The sequence below is a fragment of the Microbacterium sp. ISL-59 genome, assembly GCF_018613945.1.
In the GTDB taxonomy this organism is placed as follows: domain Bacteria; phylum Actinomycetota; class Actinomycetes; order Actinomycetales; family Microbacteriaceae; genus Microbacterium; species Microbacterium oxydans_B.
The window spans coordinates 405,958-427,873 of record NZ_JAGGPG010000002.1; the positions used below are offsets into that span (position 1 = coordinate 405,958).

Below are 21,916 nucleotides of genomic sequence, written 5' to 3' on the forward strand. Positions count from 1 at the left end.
CTCCTGCTCAGAACAGCGAGGTCGGCAATGCCCCCTCATGCTCCAGCAGCCAGCGCTTGGTCTCGAGCCCCTGGCCTTCGTCGCCGCCCGAGTATCCGCCGAGGCCGTCGCCGGCCACCACCCGATGGCAGGGGACGATCAGGGGGACGGGGTTCGCCCCCATGATCGAACCGATCCCCCGGGCGGGCACCTCGGTGCCGCTGCGCGCGGCGAGCCCTCCGTAAGTGATCGTCTCGCCGTGCCCGACCGTCTCGTGGAGCGCGGTGAGCACTGCTCTGGTCGCCACGGTCTGCACGCCGAGATCGACCGGTACGTCGAAGCGGCGCAGCGTGCCCGCGAAGTAGGCGGCCAGTTGCGCGAGCGCCTCGGCGAGCAGCGGATCGGCGGTCGGGCCGGCCGGGAGTGCGCTGCCCTCGGGCGGAGTCGACCGCCACATGACGCGGGTGATCGCCACGCCATCACTCACCACCCCGATGACGCCGACCGGCGAGGCGAGCGTGGCGAAGGCGGACATGCGTCGAGGCTACCGCCCGCCTCAGACAGACGGATCGACGGCCCGGGACACAGCGGTGTCGCAGACCGGGGTGGTGTCGCCGACTGTTCAGGACGACCCTGGACTCAGGGATTCGGCACACGCCGTCCGATGACCACGACGACAAGGAGCACCCATGAGCATGACCACCGCGGCACTCGACCTGCCCGACGTGCGTCTCCACTTCGAGCTCCGCGGCGAGGGACCGCTGATGGTCCTGATCGGTGCCCCGATGGACGCGGATGCCTTCGCCCCGTTCGCGGACGAGCTCGCCGCCGACCACACGGTGCTGACGACCGACCCGCGCGGCATCAAGCGGAGCATCCTGCACGACCCGTCCCAGGGCTCGCCTCTGGAGCGCCGGGCCGCCGACCTCGCGGCACTGATCGAGCACGTCGACCTCGGCCCCGCGATCGTCTTCGGCTCGAGCGGCGGCGCCGTGACCAGCCTGGCGCTGGCGCAGGCCCGCCCCGACCTGGCTCCCACGGTCGTCGCCCACGAGCCACCTCTGCTCGAGCTGCTCCCTGACCGCGTCGAGCAGCGGCGGATCACCGATGAGCTCACGACAGCAGCGCTCTCGGGCGATCGCATCGGCGCCTGGCGTCTGTTCTTCGCGCAGGCCAACATCCCGATGCCCGAAGAGGCCCTCGTGCAGTGGTTCGGCGGTGAGGTCGATCCGCAGCACCACGCCGACGAGCAGTTCTGGTTCCGATACGAGCTGCCGGCGAGCGTGCGCTGGCTGCCTGATGTCGAAGCGCTGCGCGCACGCGCGGACCACCTCGTTCTCGGCATCGGCGAGGAGTCGGTCGGTCAGCTGTGCGAGCGCACGACGACCGCGCTCGGCGCACAGCTCGGCATCGCGCCGACGCGTTTCCCCGGCGATCACACCGGGTTCGTCGATCACACCGCGGAGTTCGCGGTCCGGTTGCGGGAGGTGCTCGCGGCGCTCTGAGCGCGTCGACGCCACGACGGGACCGTCGAGCAGATCGCGTGCTCGACGGTCCCCTGCGTCATCGCTGCGAGACCTGATCCCAAAGGGCGGCCCAGTGCTCCGGGCGCAGGTCGCGGGGAAGACGCCGGTCGTCGGCACCCGCCGCTGCCACCGCTCGTCGCGCACGGGACATCGGGATGCGTGCCGCCGTGGCCAGCACCGCAGCGAGGTTCGATCCCCGCCCCGTGAACATCGACCGCATGAACGCCTCGTACTCCCGGCGGTCGGATGCCGGGACGAGCGGTGAGCCGCGACGGGTGATGGCCAGCACCCCACCGTCGACGCTCGGCTGCGGCGAGAACCCCCAGGCCGGAACCCGGCCCTCCAGGGAGAATTCGAACCACGGCGCGGACTGCGCGGTCATCATCGTGCCGCCGCCGACGCCTGCCCGCTTGCGGGCCACCTCCCACTGCGTCAGCAGGACCGCCTGACGCCACCGACCGCTGGACAGCAGTCGCCGGAGGATGGGCGTCGTCACATGGAACGGGATGTTGCCGACGACGACCTCCGCGTCGAGCGGATGGCGCGTCGCATCCGCTATCTCGATGCGCACGTCGGGCAGCGCCTTTCGCAGGCGATGCACCCGATGCTCGTCGATGTCGATCGCCGCGAGGGGTCGCCCCAGCCTCGCGAGCGAGCGGGTGAGTGCGCCGTCACCGCAGCCGAGCTCGAGGATCGAGCCCGAGGTGCGTCCGACGAGGTCGGTGATGCGGGCGAGGGTCGGACGATGGGTGAGGAAGTTCTGGCCGAGTTCGTGGCGGCCGCCATGGATTGAACGAGGCATGAGTGCGCTCCAGAAGAAGAATCGGAGCACCTCGAAGGAGGGGAGGACGCGAAGAGGCGTCAGTGAGGGCTGCCCGTCCCGAGGTGCGATGACATCTCGGTGGACGGCGCGCAGATGCGTGCGGAAAGCGAGCGCGCCGTCAGGCGCGGCGGTCGCGGATCACGAAGTTGCGCCCCATCATGGGCGCTGCGCATATGGTTCCCATGCCTGCCAGCATAACGGCAGTCAGATCCAGCCGCGCTCCTCGGCGATGAGCACGGCCTGTTGACGGCTGCCGACAGAGAGCTTCCCGAGGATCACCGAGATGTGGTTGCGCACGGTGCCGGGCGCGAGGGCGAGGGCCCGCGCGATCTGTCCGGTCGTCTCGCCGCGGCGACCGGCGCGCAGCACGTCGAGCTCCCGGTCGGTGAGCGGGGAGCGCTCGTCGCTCAGAGCGTCGGCGGCGATCTCGGGGTCCACATAGCGAGCACCCGCGGCGACCCGGCGGATGACCGCGGCGACCTCGTCGGCACCCCGGGACTTCGGCAGGAAGCCGGAGACGCCGGACGCGAGAGCGCGACGGAGCACGCCCGGTCGCGCATGGCGGGTGACGACCACGCAGCGCGTCGCGATCGCCCTGTTCAGCTTCTCGGCGACCTGCACGCCGTCGAGTCCCGGCATCTCGAGGTCCAGCAGGCACACGTCCGGCTGCAGGCGCAGGGCTTCGGCGACGGCCTGCTCGCCGTCGGCGCATTCGGCGACCACCTCGATGTCCGGCTCCAGGCGCAGCAGCGCCGCGAGAGCGGAGCGGATCATCGCCTCGTCGTCAGCGAGCAGCACGCGGATCATCGAGCACCCTCACCCTGCGTCGGCACCGTCACGACGACCACGAAATCGTCGCCGTCGCGTCGCACCTCGAGGGAACCGTGCGCCTCTTCGATCCGGCGGCGCACGCCCTCCAGACCGGAGCCGTCGTGCTCGACCTCGGCGCCGGGGACCACGTCGTTCGCGATCTCGTACCGCCACGCATCCGCGGTCCTGTGGAGCGCCAGCCGTGCCCGCGCTCCCCCGCCGTGCCGCAGCACGTTCGTCGTCGTCTCCCTGATGACGGGACCCAGCGCGGATGCCGGAGCGGAATCGGCATCCGCGTCGATGGCTGATTCCACCTCGAGCCCGGCCGCAGTGAGAAGGTCACGGGCGTTGGCGAGCTCATCCCCCAGCGGCACCGAGCGGAAGCGGGTCGCGAGGTCCCTGGTCCCCTGGCGCGCCTCGTCGACGCTGACCCGCGCGGCACGGAGCTGCTCCATCCCCGCGTCGGGGTCGGTCGGCAGCAGACGCTCCGCGAGTTCCAGCTGCAGCGCGATGACCTGCAGGTGGTGCCCCTGCAGGTCGTGCACATCGGTGGCGACCCGCAGCCGCTCCTGCGTGGCGGCGAGCTTCGCCTCGGATGCGCGGGCGCGGTCGAGCGTGATCAGCACGTCCCACCACCACAGCGAGCTGACCAGCATCACCGGGAAGAAGACGGTGTACACGGCGGGGATCAGGAACGGGTTGCCGTCGGCGACGTCGAGAGCGGAATCCGCGATGCCGAGGAGGATGAGCGCGATCGTCGCCGTGATCACCACCTTGTACCGCACCCCGCGCGGCCAGTTCAGCAGCACGAGCGTCAGCACGAGGGGCATCACCGCGAGCTGCCAGCTGCCGACCACGACACCGGCGACAGCTCCGTAGACGACGGCGACGACCAACGGCAGCGCCAGACGCATCCAGCGCACGCCCGGTTCGGCGTCCAGCCGGTGCCGATAATCGAGCAGCAACGGAATCGTGGACGCGCACCAGAGGATGCCGCCGACGCCGACGACCAGGCCGACGAACCCCTCGAAGTCGTCAGCGAGAGACGTGAGCGTCCACGACGCGATCAGGGCGAGCTCGAACGCGATCACGGCGGTCACCGTGTACCACCACGTGGCCGTGACCCCGCGGGACAGCTGTCGCGCCCCCGGACTCGGCTCGACGGGGGCGAGGGGCTCGACCTGGCTGCTCACGCACCCCACGATACGGCCGTGACAGTTGTCACGGCTGTCTCGTGCGATCCACCCGGGAAGCGGTGACGGCTCGACACTGCCGCAGTGCCCGCCCTTCGAGTGGACTGGAGTCATCGCGGCGGAGACTCCGTTCGCACCGACATCCAGGAGCACCCCATGAACCTCATCGAGACGTTCCAGAACCTGGTCGCCCAGGTTCCCGAGCTCGTGCAGCCCCTCATCGTCGCCCTCGCCGGCGCGATCCCCTTCATCGAGGGCGAGGGGGCGGTGAGCATCGGCATCATCGGCGGCATCCCACCCGTGGTCGCCGCGATCGCCGCAATGGTCGGCAACTTCCTCTGCGTGGTGGTCGTGGTGCTGGTGAGTTCGGGGGCCCGACAGGCCGTCGTGAACCGCTCGCGGGCCAAGGCGGTCGCCCTCGCCGGTGGCGGCACGACGGAGGAGGCGGCAGCGGGCACGGCGGACACCGCGCACGGCACCCCGCGTCGCGAGAAGTTCCAGCGCGCGTTCGAGCGCTACGGCGTCCCCGGAGTCAGCCTGCTCGGCCCCCTCCTGCTGCCGACGCAGTTCACGGCGACGATGCTCGCCGCCTCCGGCATCGGCAAGGCCCGCATCCTGTTCTGGCAGGCGCTGGCGATCATCGGTTGGACGACCATCTTCGCCGTCATCGTCGGCAGCGCGGTGTACGCGATCCGCTGAGCAAGTCAGGGTGCGGGGGCGTGACATCTCGTCGCCTCCCCGCATCTTTGAATTCAGCCTGTTCTGAATTCATTGTTTTCTGTACAGTGGTCACGTGACCACCGCCCTCGCCTCCTCCCCCACGCACACGGCCGCCGTCGCTCGCCTCGGGCACGCGCTCTCCGACCCCACACGCGCCGGTGTCCTGCTCGCCCTGCGGGAGGGTGCCGCCTATCCCGCCGACCTCGCCGAAGCGCTCGGCGTCTCGCGCCAGGCCATGTCGAACCATCTCGCGTGCCTCCGTGGATGCGGCCTCGTCGAGAGCGTGCCGGACGGCCGCCGCAGCAGCTATCGCCTGGCAGACCGGCACCTCGCACCCGCGCTCGACATGCTCATGCGGGTGACACTCCTCGTGGAACCGGACTGCTGCTCCGGCGAAGGCTGCACCTGCTGATGACCGCCACGCTCGCCCTCACCCGCCGCGAGACCCTGCATCGCCGCATCCGCCTCATCGTCGGCATCACGATCGCCTACAACCTGATCGAGGCGGTCATCGCGATCGCCGCCGGATCCGTCGCCTCCTCCGCCGCGCTCATCGGGTTCGGCCTGGACTCCACGATCGAGGTCCTCTCTGCGGGGGCGGTCGCCTGGCAGTTCACCCGCCGTGATCCGGAACGCTGGGAGAAGCCGACCCTGCGCGTCATCGCGGTCGCCTTCTTCGCCCTCGCGGCCTACGTCACCGCGACCTCGGTGGCAGCGCTGGTCACCGCCGAGCGCCCGGAGCACAGCACCGTCGGCATCGTGCTGACCGCCGTCAGCGTCGCCGTCATGCCGTTCCTGTCGTTCGCCGAACGCCGTGCAGGTCGCGAGCTCGGCTCCGCCACCGCCGTCGCGGACTCGAAGCAGACGCTCATCTGCACCTACCTCTCGGCCGCTGTCCTGATCGGACTGGTTGCGAACTCCCTGCTCGGGTGGTGGTGGGCGGATGCCGTCGCCGGACTGGTCATCGCGGCCTTCGCCGTGCGCGAGGGCATCGAGGCGTGGAAGGGCGACGCCTGCGCGACCTCGGTCGGCATGCTCCTCGAAGACGATGACGACGAGCACCACGACCATGACCACTGAGGTGGGAGACATCCGCGCGGCCTAGGTTGGAGGAATGGATGCCGCTCCTCCCGCCCGTGATCTGCTCGGGCGCACCATGCTCGTCACCGGAGCGAACGCGGGCATCGGGTACTGGTGCGCGGAGCAGCTCGCCGCACGGGGTGCGCGGGTCCTGCTCGGATGCCGTTCCGCCGAACGCGCGGCGACAGCGGTGACGGCGATCCGCGCGCAGGTGCCGGACGCCGACCTCCGGGTGTTGCCGCTCGACCTCGGCTCCCTCGACAGCGTGGCCGAAGCGTCAGCCGACGTCGGCGAACGGATCGACGCGGTCATCTGCAATGCCGGCGTCAAGGCTGCCGACCGCTCGGCACGCACGAGCGACGGTTTCGACCTCATGGTCGGCACGAACTTCCTCGGGCACTTCGCCCTCGTGGCGCAGCTCGAGCCGGTCCTCGCGCCGGACGCCCGCGTCGTCGCCGTCGGTTCTATCGCGCACCGCTTCGCGACCCTCGCCCCGGCGACCCTCGACGCCCGGTGGACCGGCTCCTCACTGCGGCAGTACGGGCGATCGAAGGCGGCGCTGATGTCGTTCGCCTTCGAGCTGTCCCGGCGCTGGTCGGGCTCCTCCAGAATGGCTGTCTGCGCGCACCCGGGCTATGCGGTCGATCAGCTCACGCCTTCACGTCCCGGTCTCGCCGAGGTGTCCGGCTTCGTCCGCGCGCTGTCCGCGCCGAGTCGCGCGCTCGTGCAGGGCAAGGACGGCGGCGCGCTGCCGATCGTGCATGCGGCCACGGCCGCGGAGGTCGTCAGCGGCGAGTACTGGGGCCCCGGCGGTCTGCTCGAGTTCCGTGGAGCGCCGGCGCGGGTGGCCGCCTCGGACGAGGTGCGCTCCGCGGCGATCGGGACGGCGCTGTGGGCAGCGGCGGAGAGCATCACCGGGGTGCGCTTCCCGGCCTGACCCCCCTCCGAATGTCCGATGCCCGGGGCAGGATGCAGGCATGATCACGTTGCTGTCGGCTCCGTCCAACCTCGGCCTGCGTCCGCCCGAGCCGGGCAGCGTCCCCGGTGCAGCGAAGGCACCGGAGGCTCTGCGCGAGGCCGGCCTGTTCGCACGGTTCGCCGAGCTCGGGGCGACCGACTCCGGCGTCGTCCTGGCTGGCCGCTACGTCGACGACGATGCCACGAGAGCGCCGGGACACGTGCGCAATGAGAGCGCCACGATCGACCATTCGCGGCGTCTGGCGGCACGCATCGGCGCGGCGCTCGACAGGGGCGAAGCTCCGCTCGTGATCGGCGGCGACTGCGCGATCCTGCTCGGTGCCGGTCTCGCGACCGTGCGCCGCGGCGGCATCGGGCTGGTGCATGTCGACGGCCACACCGACTTCCGCCATCCGGGCAACAGCGACGAATGCGCGAGCCTGGCCGGAGAGGCTCTCGCCGCGGCGATCGGCAGACACTGGCCCGCCGTCGCCGACATCGACGGGCTGGGTCCGTCCTTCGCGACCGAGCACACCGCGCACATCGGCCACCGCGACGATGACGAAGATCTGCCGGAGGTTCGCGGCATCCTGGGCGGTGTCTTCTCTTCCGCCGACGTCCTCTCCCTCGGCGCCGCCCACGTCGGTGCGGAGGCCGCCGCCGTCGCGGGCTCCGCATACTGGCTCCAGGTCGACGTCGACGTACTCGATGCCGCGATCATGCCCGCCGTCGACAGCCCCGACCCCGGCGGGATCGGGGCGGCGGAACTCACAGCCCTGCTGCGCGAACTCGCACCGGGCGCGATCGGCGCCTCGATCACGGTGTTCGACCCCGACCTCGATCCCGACGGGCGCTATGCCCGCCTGCTGGTCGATATCCTCACCGAAGGCCTCAGCGAACTCGGCAGCCGCGTGCAGCGGCCCTGATCACCGGCCGGTCGCGTGGTCAGACCTGCGGCTCCACGACCTGCTCGAGTGTGACCCGCACTCGCGAGATCCGACGCCGGTCGAGCTCGGCGACCTGGATCGTCGCCCCGGGCACCTCGATCGTGTCGCCCACGACGGCGAGTCGACCCAACTGCTCCGTCACGAACCCGGCGATGGTGTCGGACGAGCCGCGCGGCATGGCCAGCCCTGTGGCCTCCTCGAAGTCCTGCAGGTTGAGGCGCCCGTCGAGTCCGTCGTCCGCAGAGATGAACACCTCGGCGTCGTACTCGTCGAAGATCTCGCCGACCACCTCCTCCACGAGGTCTTCGAGGGTGACGAGGCCGTCGGTGCCGCCGTACTCGTCGACGACGACCGCGATGTGGTGCCCTTCCGCGCGCATCCGGGTGAGGGTCGGCAGCACCCGTGCGGACGAGGGGATGTACGGGATCTCGCGCATGAGCGCGCGCAGCGGACGCGTCGGATCATCGGACACCGCCTCGAACAGATCGCGCACGTGCACGAAACCGGTGATGTCGTCGATCGAGGTCTCCGAGACGGGATAGCGCGAGAACGGAAGGTCTCGCACCTGCGCCATCACCTCGCCGACGCTCGCGGCCTCGTCGAGGGCGACGACCTCCGGGCGCGGGCGCATGACCTCGCTGACCTGCCGCCCCCGCAGGGAGAGCACGTCGTCGAGGATGCGTCGCTCGTCATCCGGCAGCCCCTGATGGCTGGCCACGATGTCGCGCACCTCCTCATCAGTCATCTCGTCGCTCGTCTTGTGCGGGTCTCCGCCGAGCAGCCGGACGAGGGCGTTCGTCGACACCGAGAGCACCCAGATCACCGGACGCATGACCGTGGCGAAGCCGTTGAGAGCGGGCGCGACCGCGTAGGCGAACTGCGCGTTGCGCTGGATCGCGAGGCGCTTGGGCACGAGCTCTCCGAGCACGAGCGACAGGTAGGCGATCACGAGCGTGAGCACGAGTGTCGCGACCGTGAGCGCGAGAGCGGGGGCGAGACCCCACGACTCGAGCACGGGCGCCAGCGACGGGGCGATCGATGTCGCACCGTACGCGGCCGAGGCGAACCCGGCGACGGTCACACCGATCTGCACGGCCGAGAGGAAGGTGTTGGGGTTGCGGGCGAGAGCCGCGACCTTGGCCCCACGGCGCCCGCGTTGGCCGATCGCGTTGATCTGGCTCTCGCGCAGCGTGACCAGCGCCATCTCCGTCGCAGCGAAGACACCGCCGATCAGCACGAACGCGAAGACGAGGGCGATGTTCCAGAGCAGGTCGCCCATCAGCGGGCCGCCTCGTCTGTGGTGGGGTGAGCGCCCGGGATGAACCGGGCGCTCGTACTGTCAGAGTCCGAAGAGTCAGAACAGCGCTGCGCGCTCAAGAGTGCTCCTTCTGCGTGATGGTGGGGGTGGTGTCGGTGGAAGCGGTGACGGCGTCCGGCGCACGGCGGGTCTTGATGAGACTCGCCGCCGTGGCCACCGCGATGGTCGCACCGATGAACAGCAGCGAGAACCAGATCGGGATCTCGGGCGCCCACTCGACGCCCTGACCGCCGTTGATGAAAGGTAGCTCGTTGACGTGCAGCGCGTGCAGGACGAGCTTGACGCCGATGAACCCGAGGATGACCGCGAGTCCCTGGGCCAGGTAGACGAGCCGCTCGAGCAGTCCTCCGATGAGGAAGTAGAGCTGTCGGAGGCCCATGAGCGCGAAGGCGTTGGCGGTGAAGACGATGTAGGCCTGGTCGGTGAGACCGTAGATCGCGGGGATCGAGTCGACGGCGAACACCAGGTCGATGAACCCGATCGCGATGATCGTGAGCAGCATCGGCGTCACGAAGCGCTTGCCGTTCTTGACGACCGTCAGCTTGTCACCGTTGTACTCATCGCTGACTGGCAGGTGCCGACGCACGAACGTCATGAAGCGCCCGTTCGCCGGGTTGCTCTCATGGTTGCTGAACGCCTGACGGTAGGCGAGCACGAGGAGCAGCGCACCGAACAGGTAGAAGATCCAGGAGAAGTTCTCGATGAGCGTCGCGCCGACGGCGATGAAGATGCCACGGAGGATCAGCGCGATCACGATGCCGATCATCAGCACCTTCTGCTGATAGATCTTCGGAACCGCGAAGCCGGTCATCAGGATGAGGAACACGAAGAGGTTGTCGATCGACAGCGCCTTCTCGGTGAGGTAGCCGGCGAAGTATTCACCGCCGAACGTCCACCCGGAGAAGACGCCGATCCCGACGCCGAACAACAGCGCGAGGCTGATGTAGAAGATCGACCAGCGGGCGGACTCCGCGATCGTCGGCGCATGCGGCGTGCGCACGTGCGCGAAGAACTCGTAGACGAAGAAGGCGATCGTGACCGCGATCGTGATGATCCAGATCAGGGGGGTGATATCCAAACGGGGACTCCAGACTCGGGGCGCGAAAGCACCGCCAAAGTCTTCTCCATTCCTGAACAGGAACCGGTGGCCCGGGATGCGACGTGCATCCGTAATGACGACCCGACCGTATCGGAGTACTCCCCTTGGGATCTCCAGGCTAGAAGACGACCCTTTGCAGTTCCTGTGGGTTCGCCTGGAATGCCGGCGACGGTGGGATCAGTCCTCGTCGACGATGTCCACACCCGCAGCTTCGGCACGGTCGATCGTCGCGGGGAGCACGTCGTCGAAGAGCGTGACGAGCACTGCTCGGGTCTGGACCGCATCGCGCGCGTTGATCGCTTCGCGGATCGCGACCGCGAAAGCTTCGATCTTGTCCCACTCGAAGGCGTCCCGCGAGTGCTCGCCGAAGCGCCGGATCTGCGGCCCGAGCCGTTCGATGATCACCGCGCGCGCCGCGTTGCCCTCGATGCGGGCGAATCCGGTGGCGATGGAGCGCAGAGCGACTCCGAAGCGCGCGACGTCGCGCGCTTTGACCGCCCTCGACATGTCGTCGGCGAGGTCGGTGAGGTAGACGATGTCGTCATCCTGGATCACGGGCATCACGTGGCGCACGGAGCCGATCCAGATGTCGCCGAAGAGGTCGACGGCGTTGCGAACCCGATCGAGGTCGATCGGCGCCACCCGCGTGTAGCGGTTGCGCTGCATCTCGACCAGGCCGTGATCGGCCAACCGGTCGAGGGCGTGCCGGATCGGAGTCTTCGACGTGCCGAGCCGCTCGGCGAGCTCGTAGTCCCGCAGCCGCTCCCCCGGACGCAACTCACCGCTGATGATCGCATCCTGCAACCGGGCATATGCCTCGTCGCTCATGGACCTGCGCTCGAGGGGTCCGCCTGAGAGTGCCAATTTTCCTCCACTGAGCCTGCAGCGACGTAGAGCCTGAAGTTCTACCTACCATGCAATGTATCGCATTCCAGAGGCCGACGACCGTGGAAACCGCCGCGAGGGGTGCTTGTCGTCTCAGAGCGCACGCAGGTTCGCGGCGTACCCTGCCCCCGAACCCACCAGCGAAGGCCGCTTCCGACGACGACCGGGAATCGCTGAGGCACGGGTCGCAGAACGCGCCGCCGCAGAGGTCGGCGTGGAGAAGAGGTCATCATGGACGGCATCCGTCCGACCATCCGCACGCGCCCGCCCGACAGCGCGCCACGCACGTCGAGCGCGTTCACCGAACTCGCGCAGCAGGTCCGTGGACGCGGGCTGCTGCACCGTCGGTACGGCTACTACTGGACCAAGCTCATCGCCGCGCCGCTCATCCTGGGCGTCTGCCTCCTCGCCTTCGTCTGGATCGGCGACACCTGGTGGCAGCTGTTCACGGCCGCCGTCCTCGCGATCGTGTTCACGCAGATCGCCTTCCTCGGGCACGACGCCGCGCATCGGCAGATCTTCGTGTCCGGACGCTGGAACGACTGGATCAGCCTGATCCTGGGCGATCTTCTCGTCGGCATGAGCTACGGGTGGTGGCAGCACAAGCACACCCGCCACCACGCGAACCCGAACAAGCTGGGGTCCGACCCCGACATCGAGCTCCCGGTCATCGCCGTCTCCCCCGAAGCCGCAGCGCGGCATCATGGACCGGTCATCACCTGGCTTCGCGGACACCAGGGAGTGCTGTTCTTCCCGATCCTGCTGCTCGAGGGCCTGTCGCTGCACGCATCGAGCGTGCGGCGGATGTTCGCACGCGGGCGACTGGAGCGACGGTGGGCGGAGATCGCCTTCCTGAGCATCCGCATGATCGGCTACCTGGTGCTGGTCTTCCTCGTGCTCTCCCCCGGCATCGCGTTCGTCTTCCTCGGGGTGCAGCTCGGGCTGTTCGGCTTCTACATGGGCATCGCCTTCGCGCCCAATCACAAGGGGATGCCGGTGGTGCCGAGGGAGATGACCCTCGACTTCCTCCGCCGGCAGGTGCTGATGAGTCGGAACGTCCGCGGCAATCGCTTCCTCGACATCGCGATGGGCGGTCTGAACTATCAGGTCGAACACCACCTGTTCCCGTCGATGCCGCGCCCGCACCTGCGGCGTGCCGCACCCCTCATCGCCGAGTACTGCCGGGACCATGGCGTGCCCTATACCCAGGTGGGCCTGTTCGCCTCGTACGCGATCGTGGTGCGCTACATCAACCGCGTCGGACTCGGCGAGCGCGACGTGTTCGCGTGCCCGCTCGTGGAACAGCGAAGCTTCGGGGCGGCGGTCGGGTGATTCGCTGATCCAGCGTGCATTCGACGGGTTCGCTCTACGCCCCTTCTCCAGTTAGTCTACGATGTAGATCTACGAAGGGGAACCATGAGCGACACACGATTGCGGTTGAGCGGCATTCGGCGATCCTTCGGCGAGCGCGCGGTGCTCTCCGGCGCCGATCTCGACTTGCCCGCGGGTGAGATCCTCGGTCTCCTCGGCCCCAACGGCGCAGGCAAGTCCACGCTGATCGCCATCGCCAACGGGTCGCTGGCACCCGATTCCGGGTCGGTCACCGTCGACGGCATCGACCTCGCCTCCCGCCGAGAGACCGCCGCCTCCCTGATCGGGAGCGCGCCGCAACGACTCGGCATCTACCCCTCGCTCACCGTGCGCGAGAACGTCGAGGGGTTCGCTCGTCTTCACGGCGTGCGCGGGCGAGGGCTGCGCGCACGATGCGCGGCGGTGATCGAGGGACTGGGGCTCACCAAGAGCACCGGCGTCCGCGCCGAGCAGCTCAGCGGCGGCCAGCAGCGCCGACTGCACCTCGCAATGGCGCTCACCCACAGCCCACGCCTGTTGTTCCTCGACGAGCCGACCGTCGGCGCCGACGTGGAGTCGCGCCAGCAGATCCTCGACCTGGTGCGCCGCATCGCCGACGACGGAGCATCCGTGCTCTACACCACCCACTACCTCACCGAGCTCGAGCAGCTCCCGTCACGACTCACTCTCCTGCACGACGGCGTGCTGCGAGATCTCGGAGACGTCAGCGAGGTGGTGAGGTCGCAGGGCGACGGCGTGCGCGTGCGCCTGCAGACGAATGCTCAGCCGCCGGCCGGCTGGGTGCGCGAGGGCGACTGGCTCGTGAGCGGATCGACGGGAACCAGCGCGGGTGAGCAGCTCGCCGACCTGATCGCCCGCCTCGGCGAAAGCGCGAGCGCGATCATCGATGTGCAGTTCCCTCGCCCCACCCTCGAGAGCGCGTACGTGCGCCTGCTCCGCGCACAGGAGACACCGGCACTCGACGACGCGGAGGTGCACGGTGTTGCGGCATAGTCTCGCGGTCGCAGCGATCGACGCACGGATCCTGTGGCGCGACCCGTCTCCGGTCGTGGTCATGACGGTGATTCCGCTCGTGTTCGTCCCGTTCTTCGTCCCCGGTGCGCGCGGGCAGCTGGCCACCGCGGGCTACGCCTCGGCGTCCGGTGTCGAGTACGCCGTCCCCGGCCTGGCCGTGCTGTTCGCCCTCCTCTGCGTCCAGCAGGTCGTCACGGCGTTCTTCCGCGATCAGCAGTGGGGCACGTGGGACCGGCTGCGGACATCACCGGCCCGCGGCGTCGACCTCCTCCTCGGCAAGTCATTGACGGCATTCGCCGCGCAGCTGCTGCAGTTCGTCGCGGTGCTCCTCGGCGGCGCGCTCCTCTTCGGGTACCGCCCCAACGGCTCCGCGCTCGGGCTGGTCCTGGTGCTCGTGGCGTTCTCGGCGGCGATGATCGGCTTCGGACTGCTCCTGGTCTCGGCATCCCGATCCCTCGAACTCGCCCTGGTCATCGGCAACGTGCTGGCCATGCTCATGGCGGGGGTCGGCGGCGCGTTCGGACCGGTCGAGGCGCTGCCGACCTGGATGCAGACCATCGCTCCGGCGTCGCCTGCATACTGGGCTCTGCAGGCCATGCGGTCGCTCACCCTGGATCGCGCCGGAGCTCTCGACGCGCTCGGTCCGTCGATGGCACTCTTCGGCTTCGCTGCGGGCTTCGTCCTGCTCGCCGTCGCTCTGCTCGCCCTGCGCAGGCGGAAAGGAATCTCATGATGACACCTCGACCGGAGCGGATCTCCCGCGCCGACGTGCTGTCGGCGGCTCTCGAGCTCATCGACGCCGACGGCCTGGATCAGCTCACCATGCGCCGCCTGGGCACCGCGCTCGGGGCGGATCCGATGACCGCCTATCGGCACTTCGCCGGGAAGTCGGACCTCGCCGACGCACTCGCCGACGAGTTCTGGACCGGACTCTCGCTACCCTCCGCCTCCGGGGTGCCCGACTGGCGCGCCTACGCGCACGAACTGATGCGGGCCATCCGCGCCGAGCTCGCCGCGCATTCCGGACTCATCCCGATCGTCGCGACGCATCCGATCACCTCACCGGCGGCGCTCGCCGTGGCCGACGAGGCCATCGGCATCCTGCTCGATCTCGGGGCTCCGGTCGACCCGGCCCTCGGCGACCTCGTCAACGTGCTCGTGATGATCACCGTCGCCTCGGCGATGGGAGAGTTCAGCGCTCCTGCGGGGTCGGAGTCCACCGCTGCGGAGACGGCCGAGGGCGAGCACGAAGACACCGAAGCAGCACTGCTCTCGCAGCTGCCCCACCTCGGCCGGATCATCGCCGCAGGGTGGGCGCCGTCGGCCGAACGGCAGTTCGAGGCGGGCATCGGCGCCATCCTGCACGGCTGGCCGTTCCCCCTCCCCCCGACATCGTGAGGGCGGCCTCGACCGCGTGGCGGATGGCATTCGCTCGCATCCGCAGGAATCCCGTGAGCAGCGTCTCGCTGATCCTGCTGATGGCGATCAGCTCCGCCACCGCCGGCGCGGGTGTCGCCACCCTCGTCTCGACGATCGGGGCGACCGAACGGCTCTTCGCGCTCGCGGAAGCACCGGATGCCGTGCAGATGCACGTCGGCCCCCTCGAGACCTCCTCCCTGGATTCCTTCGCCGCAGCCCACCCGGACATCGTCGACCACCACCAGGTGCAGGATGCGCTGCAGCTCGACAACCAGGATCTCCGGATGCACGGGATCTCGGATGCCGCGCGCGACGGCGTGATGGACCTCCTCCTGGTCACGCAGAGCCCGCGATTCGACTTCCTGCTCGGACCGGACGGCACGCCGACGAGCGTCCGCGACGGCGAGATCGCCGTGCCCGACTACTACGCCGACGCCTACGACCTGGTGCGCGGTGACACGGTCGAGATCTCCGTGCACGGCGACGTGCAGACGTTCACCGTCGCCGACGTCGTCCGCGACGCCCAGATGGGGCCGAGTCTGGTCAACTCGAAGCGATTCGTGCTTTCCGAAGGGGATTGGAACGACCTTGCCGAGCGGCTTCCCGTGGAGCACATCCTCACCTTCCGCCTGGTCGACGACGCGGGTGATCGATTCACGGAGGCATACCGTGCGGCCGGACTCCCGGCCAACGGTGCGGCCGTCGACGGGAGCCTGCTGCGTCTGATCGCCGCGCTCACAGACGGCCTGGTCGCCATCCTCACCATCCTGGTGAGCATCGTCCTGCTCGCCATCACGCTGCTGTGCCTGCGGATCATGGTCCTCACCGCCCTCGAACAGGACGCACGTCGGATCGGCGTGATGCGGGCGATCGGCTTCTCGCACCGCGAGGTCTCGTCGACCCTGCTCCTCGGATACGCCGTGCACTCGGGCGCCGCGGTCCTGGTCGCCCTGCTCCTGGTCTTCCCCGCGTCCGCACTCCTGCGAGGCGGCGGCGCTCCCTCGGACGGGCACGGCAACGCGGTGACGCTCGTGATGCTGTTGGCCGTCGTGGTCGCGTCCGCGATCCCGACCGCGCTCGCGGCGCACCTGCTGCGCCGGGTGCGCCGCATCAGCCCGTTGCTCGCTCTGACCAGGCCCGGGGTGTCGGCGCAGACCCGAGGTCGTCCGCGTGCGCTGCGTTGGGATCTTCCGATTCCGGTCAGCATCCGCCTCGCCGTCCGCGGACTCACCACCCGGGCCACCACCGCCGTGCTGCTGATCGTCATGGTCGGCTTCGCGGTCGTGCTGGCGGCCCTGCCCCAGCGTGTGACCCAGACGATCGCGGCACCCGACTTCGTCACCACCATGGGCGTCGGCCAGAGCGACCTCCGTGCGTTCGTCCGCGAGGGCGCGGAGTCCGGCGCGGGCGAAGCGCTCGAGCGGTCTCTGCGCGATGACCCGGACATCGCCCGGTTCGCGAAGGCCACCAGCTTCCGGGTCGCGCTCATCGCCGCGGCGCGCACCGATGACGTCGCTCTGGAGGTGGGCGACACCTCGGCCTTCCCCCTCGCCTATGCCCGTGGCGAAGCCCCCGCACTGCCCGGGGAGCTCGCGTTGTCGACCCTCGCCGCACAGAACGCGGGGGTGGAGGTCGGACAGTCCGTCCGGGTGGACTCGGCCGGTTCGACCCATCGGTACCGCATCACGGGCGTCTATCACGACATCACCAACGGTGGCCGATCGGGCAAAGCCGTCGAGCTGCCCGGCGGTCAGGGCATCCCCCTGTGGCAGACGTTCATGGTCGACCTCCGAGACGGCGTCGACCAGGGCGAGAAAGCCTCGTCACTCGCGCTCGATCACCCCGCGGCGACGTTCACCGAGCTGGACAGGTTCGTCCACTACACGCTGGGCGACACGGTCGAGCGTCTGAAGACGGCGTCGATGATCGCCTGGGCAGCCGCTGCCGTGGTGATGCTCTTGGTGTTCGCTCTCCGGGGGCGGCTCGAGGCGACTCGCGACGAGTCCGATCTGCGTCTGCTGCGGCTCCTCGGATGGTCTCGCGGCGGGCTGCGCACGATCCCCCTGCTCCGGGCGGTGGGTGTCGCCGGGGCCGGTCTTCTCCTCGGGTGGGTCGCGACGGAGTCGCTCGGGCCCGGCGTGCTCGGTGCCACCCTCTCCTCGTTCGGCGGAGGCGCCACCGACCTCGTCGCGGCCAACGGCTGGAGCCTGATCACCGGACCCGTGGTGGCTGCCGCCGCCGTGGTCGGCGCCCTCATCGCCTGCGCCCACAGCCCCGCACTCCTCAACGAAAGCTGACCGACATGCAACGATCGCCCGCACTCATCACGGCGCGCGCCGTCACCCGCCGCTTCGAGTCGGCCGCGGGCGACTTCGCGACCGTGCTCGACGGAATCGACCTCGATGTCTCCGAAGGCGACTATCTGGCCCTCACGGGTCCCAGCGGCTCCGGCAAGACGACTCTGCTCTCGTGTCTGAGCGGCTTGGACCAACCGTCGTCGGGGTCGGTATGCATCGGCGACGACGATCTCTCCGCGCTCGACGACAAAGCCCTCGCACACATCCGTCGCACCACGCTCGGATTCGTGTTCCAGCGCACCGACCTCCTCGACGAGCTGTCCGTGATCGACAACATCCTCCTCCCGGCGGTGCGACGACACGGCCGGGTGGCGGCAGACACTCTGGCGAACACCGCGCACCTCATGGATCGGCTCGGGATCGGACACCTCGTCGCTCGCGCACCGCACGAGCTCTCCGGCGGCCAGCGGCAGAGGGTCGGCATCTGTCGCGCCCTCGTGAATCGCCCGCCGATCCTCATCGCGGACGAGCCGACCGGCGCCCTGCACCGGGAGGCCACCGACGACGTGCTCGACGTGTTCGATGAGCTGAACGCGTCAGGCATGACCATCATCGTCGTCACGCACGACGATGTGGTCGCTCAGCGGGCGCGGTCCCGCCGTCATCTCGTCGACGGGCGGATGCTCGACGCCGTTCCCGTCTAAACGACCCCTACACACGCACACCCACACCCACACCGCAATGACACGGAGGAGAACGACCATGCAGATACCTGCCCTGCCGACGCTCGAATGGACCAACGGCGAACTGGATGCCAGCTACGACGGCGATACCGGCGAGCTCGTGCTGCACGCGGCCCCAGGAGGGGACTGGACCAACGACTCGCTCGGCGGCCCCGCACAGCACCGCGCGAGCTTGCTGGGCTTTCGGACCGATGGTGATTTCACGCTGAGCGCCAGAGCTCGCGTCATCGGGGAGCGGACGACGTTCGACGCCGCCGTGCTGGGCCTGTGGTGCGATGAGCAGTACTGGGCGAAGCTCTGCTTCGAATATTCGCCCGACGGACCGGCGATGGTCGTCAGCGTGGTGACCAACGAGTTCTCCGATGACTGCAACTCCACCCTCGTCGAGCGCGAGTTCGTGTACCTCCGCGTCGCCCGCATCGGAGACGCGTTCGCCTTCCATGCCTCCGACGACGGCGACCGGTGGGAGTTCGTCCGGGTGTTCCGCCTGAAGACCGATCTCCCTGTGACGGTGGGCTTCATGTCGCAGGCGCCGATGGGAGAGGACTGCGACTCGCGCTTCGACCGGATCCGGTTCTCGGCGGGAGCCCCGGTCGACCTGCGCGACGGTTCCTGAGGCCGGCTCGTTTGCGCGGAGGGATGCTCACCCCTCGGAGGTGAGACGAGGCCCCGCGGAGCTCCTGCACGTGCTGGCATGGACCCAACGACAGCTTCACACTTGGGGGTCCGCATGGGCAGAAAGTTCACCGGCGTCATCGATCTCGATGTTCGCGATTCGCAAGCAGACTGGGATGCCTTCCTCCCGCAGAAGGCTCCGGCGGGTGCCCCGAACGTATTGGTCGTGCTCTACGACGACACTGGCCTGGCGGCGTGGTCTCCCTACGGCGGACGGATCCAGATGCCGACGCTCGACCGGCTGGCGGCCGATGGACTCACCTACTCGCAATGGCACACGACGGCGCTGTGCTCGCCGACGAGATCGACGTTCCTGACCGGACGCAATCATCACTCGAACGGTTTCGCGTCGATCTCGGAGTCGTCGACGGGTTTCCCCGGCTACAGCTCCCACATCCCGCGCGAGAATGCGACCATGGCGACGGTCCTCCGGCGCGCCGGCTGGAGCACGTTCTGGGTGGGCAAGAACCACAACGTCCCCGTCGACGAATGGTCGATGGGAGCATCGAAGGAGCGTTGGCCGCTGGGACAGGGGTACGACCGCTTCTACGGTTTCATCGGCGGCGAAACGAACCAGTGGTACCCCGACCTCGCTGAAGACAACCACTACACCGAGCAGCCGTATCAACCCGAGGACGGGTACCACCTGTCCAAGGACCTCGCTGACAAAGCGATGTCGTTCATTCGGGATTCCAAACAGTCCGAGCCCGACAAGCCCTGGTACCTGTGGTTCTGCCCCGGCGCGAACCATGCCCCGCACCAGGCACCGAAGGAATACATCGACAAGTACAAGGGCGTGTTCGACGACGGCTACGAGGCGTACCGCGAGTGGGTGCTGCCTCGCATGATCGAACGCGGCATCCTGCCGGAGTCCACGGCGCTCACGGCACTGAATCCGATGACCGAGGGAACTTTCGCCGACGGCGATCATGTTCGGCCCTGGGCCACGCTCACAGAGGATGAGCGGCGGCTGTTCAGCCGAATGGCCGAGGTGTACGCCGGCCTCTCGGAATACACGGATGCACAGGTCGGGCGCATCATCGACTACCTCGAGGAGTCGGGACAGCTCGACAACACCCTCGTCATCTACTGCGCCGACAACGGCGCGTCCGGCGAGGGGTCCCCGAACGGTTCGGTGAACGAAGGCAAGTTCATCAACGGATACCCCGACCTGATCGAGGACAACCTCGCCATGATCGACGATCTCGGCACGGTGAACTCGTACGGGCACTACCCGACCGGGTGGGCGGTGGCGTTCTCGACGCCCTTCCGCATGTTCAAGCGCTACACATATCAGGGCGGCATCTGCGACCCGCTCGTGGTCTCCTGGCCGAAGGGGATCGCTTCGCGCGGCGAGGTGCGATCCCAATACCATCACTCGACGGACATCGTGCCGACGATCCTCGAGGCCTGCGGTGTCGAATTCCCGGATGTCGTCGACGGGGCCACGCAGAACCCGCTCGCGGGCGTATCGATGTCGTACTCGTTCGACGATGCCGAGGCACCGACGCAGAAGCGGGTCCAGTACTACGAGATGTTCGGCCAGCGCGGCATCTGGCAGGACGGCTGGAAAGCCGTCACCGAACACGGTCCGATCTCCGGGATCAGCGACTTCGTCAACGATCGATGGCAGCTTTTCCACACCGACGTCGACCGCTCCGAATCGACCGACCTCGCCGCCGAGCACCCCGAGAAGCTGCAGGAGCTCATCGCGCTCTGGTTCGAGCAGGCGAAGGAGAACAACGTCCTGCCCCTCAACGACATGCAGGTCGCCGGAAAGGACCTCGCTGCCTTCCTCGCGATGGAGTTCAAGGTGCCCGTGCCTCCCAGCGGCACGTACACGTACTATCCGGGCACGAGCGAGGTTCCGGAACGGTCGGCCGCGAACACGCACGGCGTCTCATGGAAGGTTCTCGCAGAGGTCACCACGACTCCGGACACGTCGGGGGTGATCTTCGCGCACGGGGCGAGATTCGGCGGTCACACCCTGTACGTCAAGGACGGCAGCCTCCGCTACGTCTACAACTTCCTCGGAATCCCCCCGGAGCAGATGATCGAAGCGCCCCTGCCGGAATCCGGAGCACACGTCTTCGGCGTCGAGTTCCAGAAAGAGGAGCGCGGCGAGCACGGCGAGTGGTTCGGCACCACGACCCTCTACATCGACGACGAGGCGGTGGCGTCAGCGCGATTCCGGACGATGGCCGGGCATTTCGCACTCTGCGGCGAGGGCCTGTGCATCGGCTACGACGGAGGCGACGCGGTCACGTCCGGATACGCACCCGGATTCGGCTTCACCGGAGGCGATCTGCGGAAGGTGATCTTCGACGTCGCGGACGACGTGTACATCGATGTCGAGCGACACCTCGCGGCGGCCATGGCCAGAGACTGAGAGGAAGGCCGCGCCATATCCTGACTGTGTGATCCCGCGCCCACTGCAACCAGACCTCGAGACCGCCGAAGCGCGGTACGACGCTGTGCTGCGTGAGCTGCACGCGTATCCGCGATTCGTCGATGAGCATGGCGACGAGGACGGATCCGCGTACGAGTCGCTGTCGGCCCGGGTCCGACAGCTGACAGGAAAAGACACCAGCTCCTTCAACCTCGCGGAATGGTGGGAAGGCGAAGGCGCCGAGGTACTGGCCTTCCGGCTGTCGCTTCCGGACCCCCCGACCGTCGCACTCGGAAGCGACGATATCCGTGCCGTCGTGCACTGGCTGAAGACGCCCCGGCTGCCGCGCTCCGGTTCCTTCGCCGAGGAGTTCGAAATCTATCTCGATGACTTCTACTACGAACTTCTCCGCAAGAACTGCAGCCACTATGACCATCGGGTGCTGTTCGGCTCTCGGCGGAGCCCCGACGGTACGAGAACCGAGATGACGGTGGAGGAAGCGGTCGAGTGGTTGCGGGCATCCGGGAAGCCGTGAGCAATCATGTCCGATCTCACGAAAGTTGTCAGTGGCTGAGACACGACATCCCCGGAAAGACGAGTGGGCGGTGCGCTGCCGCGAGCCCTGGTTGTCTCACAGAACTTGTCGGAAATCGCGTTTCATCCCGTCCTGC

22 protein-coding genes are annotated in these 21,916 nt (G+C 68.6%); 15 read left to right on the plus strand and 7 right to left on the minus strand.

The window, feature by feature from the left end; genetic code table 11:
* Positions 1-7 precede the first annotated feature (7 nt).
* Positions 8-514 carry a methylated-DNA--[protein]-cysteine S-methyltransferase gene (locus tag J7E45_RS06125; RefSeq protein WP_091035487.1) on the minus strand — a complete coding sequence of 169 codons (507 nt, stop codon included), beginning with the start codon at positions 512-514 and terminating at the stop codon, positions 8-10.
* Between the two features lie 154 nt (positions 515-668).
* Here J7E45_RS06125 and J7E45_RS06130 point away from each other — a divergent pair, with 154 nt between their 5' ends.
* On the plus strand, positions 669-1,484 hold the full coding sequence (locus tag J7E45_RS06130; protein ID WP_091035489.1) for an alpha/beta fold hydrolase: 816 nt from the start codon (positions 669-671) through the stop codon (positions 1,482-1,484).
* Between the two features lie 58 nt (positions 1,485-1,542).
* On the opposite strand, the gene erm is transcribed toward J7E45_RS06130, so the two are convergent.
* The 3 genes from erm to J7E45_RS06145 all read right to left on the minus strand — a co-directional run bounded on the left by erm (position 1,543) and on the right by J7E45_RS06145 (position 4,331).
* Positions 1,543-2,307: a 23S ribosomal RNA methyltransferase Erm gene (erm, locus tag J7E45_RS06135; protein WP_215067880.1), complete on the minus strand. Its 765-nt coding sequence runs from the start codon at positions 2,305-2,307 to the stop codon at positions 1,543-1,545.
* Between the two features lie 225 nt (positions 2,308-2,532).
* Entirely contained in the window at positions 2,533-3,135 is a 603-nt protein-coding gene (locus J7E45_RS06140; RefSeq protein WP_215067882.1) for a response regulator transcription factor, read from the minus strand.
* Positions 3,132-4,331, minus strand: coding sequence for a histidine kinase (locus J7E45_RS06145; RefSeq protein ID WP_308162064.1), 1,200 nt, complete (start codon positions 4,329-4,331; stop codon positions 3,132-3,134). Before J7E45_RS06145 ends, J7E45_RS06140 begins: the two co-directional genes overlap by 4 nt.
* Positions 4,332-4,487: 156 nt before the next feature.
* Between J7E45_RS06145 and J7E45_RS06150 the strand changes: the two genes are divergently transcribed.
* The 5 genes from J7E45_RS06150 (at position 4,488) to J7E45_RS06170 (ending at position 8,014) form a co-directional block, all read left to right on the plus strand.
* The gene (locus J7E45_RS06150) at positions 4,488-5,030 is read left to right on the plus strand and encodes a small multidrug efflux protein (RefSeq protein ID WP_167634176.1); all 543 of its coding nucleotides are present in this window, start codon (positions 4,488-4,490) and stop codon (positions 5,028-5,030) included.
* Positions 5,031-5,124: 94 nt separating this feature from the next.
* Entirely contained in the window at positions 5,125-5,463 is a 339-nt protein-coding gene (locus J7E45_RS06155; RefSeq protein WP_167634174.1) for a helix-turn-helix transcriptional regulator, read from the plus strand.
* On the plus strand, positions 5,463-6,131 hold the full coding sequence (locus tag J7E45_RS06160) for a cation transporter (protein WP_215067887.1): 669 nt from the start codon (positions 5,463-5,465) through the stop codon (positions 6,129-6,131). The genes J7E45_RS06155 and J7E45_RS06160 overlap by 1 nt, the downstream gene beginning before the upstream one ends.
* 34 nt (positions 6,132-6,165) lie before the next feature.
* Positions 6,166-7,068, plus strand: a complete 903-nt coding sequence (locus J7E45_RS06165) for an SDR family NAD(P)-dependent oxidoreductase (protein WP_215067889.1) — start codon at positions 6,166-6,168, stop codon at positions 7,066-7,068.
* 40 nt (positions 7,069-7,108) lie between these two features.
* On the plus strand, positions 7,109-8,014 hold the full coding sequence (locus J7E45_RS06170) for an arginase family protein (RefSeq protein WP_215067892.1): 906 nt from the start codon (positions 7,109-7,111) through the stop codon (positions 8,012-8,014).
* A gap of 19 nt (positions 8,015-8,033) precedes the next feature.
* Here J7E45_RS06170 and J7E45_RS06175 read toward each other — a convergent pair whose 3' ends face one another.
* The 3 genes from J7E45_RS06175 to J7E45_RS06185 form a co-directional block, all read right to left on the minus strand.
* Complete coding sequence (locus J7E45_RS06175) at positions 8,034-9,314, minus strand: hemolysin family protein (protein ID WP_215067894.1); 1,281 nt, start codon at positions 9,312-9,314, stop codon at positions 8,034-8,036.
* A 94-nt stretch (positions 9,315-9,408) separates the two neighbouring features.
* The gene (locus J7E45_RS06180; RefSeq protein WP_215067896.1) at positions 9,409-10,431 is read right to left on the minus strand and encodes a TerC family protein; all 1,023 of its coding nucleotides are present in this window, start codon (positions 10,429-10,431) and stop codon (positions 9,409-9,411) included.
* A gap of 198 nt (positions 10,432-10,629) precedes the next feature.
* A complete protein-coding gene (locus J7E45_RS06185; protein WP_091035518.1) occupies positions 10,630-11,280 on the minus strand; it encodes a GntR family transcriptional regulator in 651 nt (216 codons plus the stop codon).
* A 288-nt stretch (positions 11,281-11,568) separates the two neighbouring features.
* Here J7E45_RS06185 and J7E45_RS06190 point away from each other — a divergent pair, with 288 nt between their 5' ends.
* The 9 genes from J7E45_RS06190 (at position 11,569) to J7E45_RS06230 (ending at position 21,780) form a co-directional block, all read left to right on the plus strand.
* The gene (locus J7E45_RS06190; protein ID WP_215067898.1) at positions 11,569-12,669 is read left to right on the plus strand and encodes an acyl-CoA desaturase; all 1,101 of its coding nucleotides are present in this window, start codon (positions 11,569-11,571) and stop codon (positions 12,667-12,669) included.
* Positions 12,670-12,753: 84 nt separating this feature from the next.
* Positions 12,754-13,701 (plus strand): ABC transporter ATP-binding protein, encoded by a 948-nt coding sequence (locus J7E45_RS06195; RefSeq protein ID WP_215067899.1) that lies wholly within the window; start codon positions 12,754-12,756, stop codon positions 13,699-13,701.
* Positions 13,691-14,455 (plus strand): ABC transporter permease, encoded by a 765-nt coding sequence (locus J7E45_RS06200; protein ID WP_215067900.1) that lies wholly within the window; start codon positions 13,691-13,693, stop codon positions 14,453-14,455. The genes J7E45_RS06195 and J7E45_RS06200 overlap by 11 nt, the downstream gene beginning before the upstream one ends.
* A complete protein-coding gene (locus J7E45_RS06205) occupies positions 14,452-15,120 on the plus strand; it encodes a TetR/AcrR family transcriptional regulator (RefSeq protein WP_215067901.1) in 669 nt (222 codons plus the stop codon). The genes J7E45_RS06200 and J7E45_RS06205 overlap by 4 nt, the downstream gene beginning before the upstream one ends.
* Before the next feature lie 53 nt (positions 15,121-15,173).
* Entirely contained in the window at positions 15,174-17,438 is a 2,265-nt protein-coding gene (locus tag J7E45_RS06210; protein ID WP_215067902.1) for an FtsX-like permease family protein, read from the plus strand.
* A 5-nt stretch (positions 17,439-17,443) separates the two neighbouring features.
* The gene (locus J7E45_RS06215; protein ID WP_215067903.1) at positions 17,444-18,142 is read left to right on the plus strand and encodes an ABC transporter ATP-binding protein; all 699 of its coding nucleotides are present in this window, start codon (positions 17,444-17,446) and stop codon (positions 18,140-18,142) included.
* Between the two features lie 58 nt (positions 18,143-18,200).
* A complete protein-coding gene (locus tag J7E45_RS06220) occupies positions 18,201-18,797 on the plus strand; it encodes a DUF1349 domain-containing protein (RefSeq protein ID WP_251053485.1) in 597 nt (198 codons plus the stop codon).
* A gap of 114 nt (positions 18,798-18,911) precedes the next feature.
* Complete coding sequence (locus tag J7E45_RS06225) at positions 18,912-21,245, plus strand: arylsulfatase (protein ID WP_215067905.1); 2,334 nt, start codon at positions 18,912-18,914, stop codon at positions 21,243-21,245.
* Positions 21,246-21,273: 28 nt separating this feature from the next.
* On the plus strand, positions 21,274-21,780 hold the full coding sequence (locus J7E45_RS06230) for a hypothetical protein (protein ID WP_215067907.1): 507 nt from the start codon (positions 21,274-21,276) through the stop codon (positions 21,778-21,780).
* The last annotated feature ends 136 nt before the right edge of the window (positions 21,781-21,916 follow it).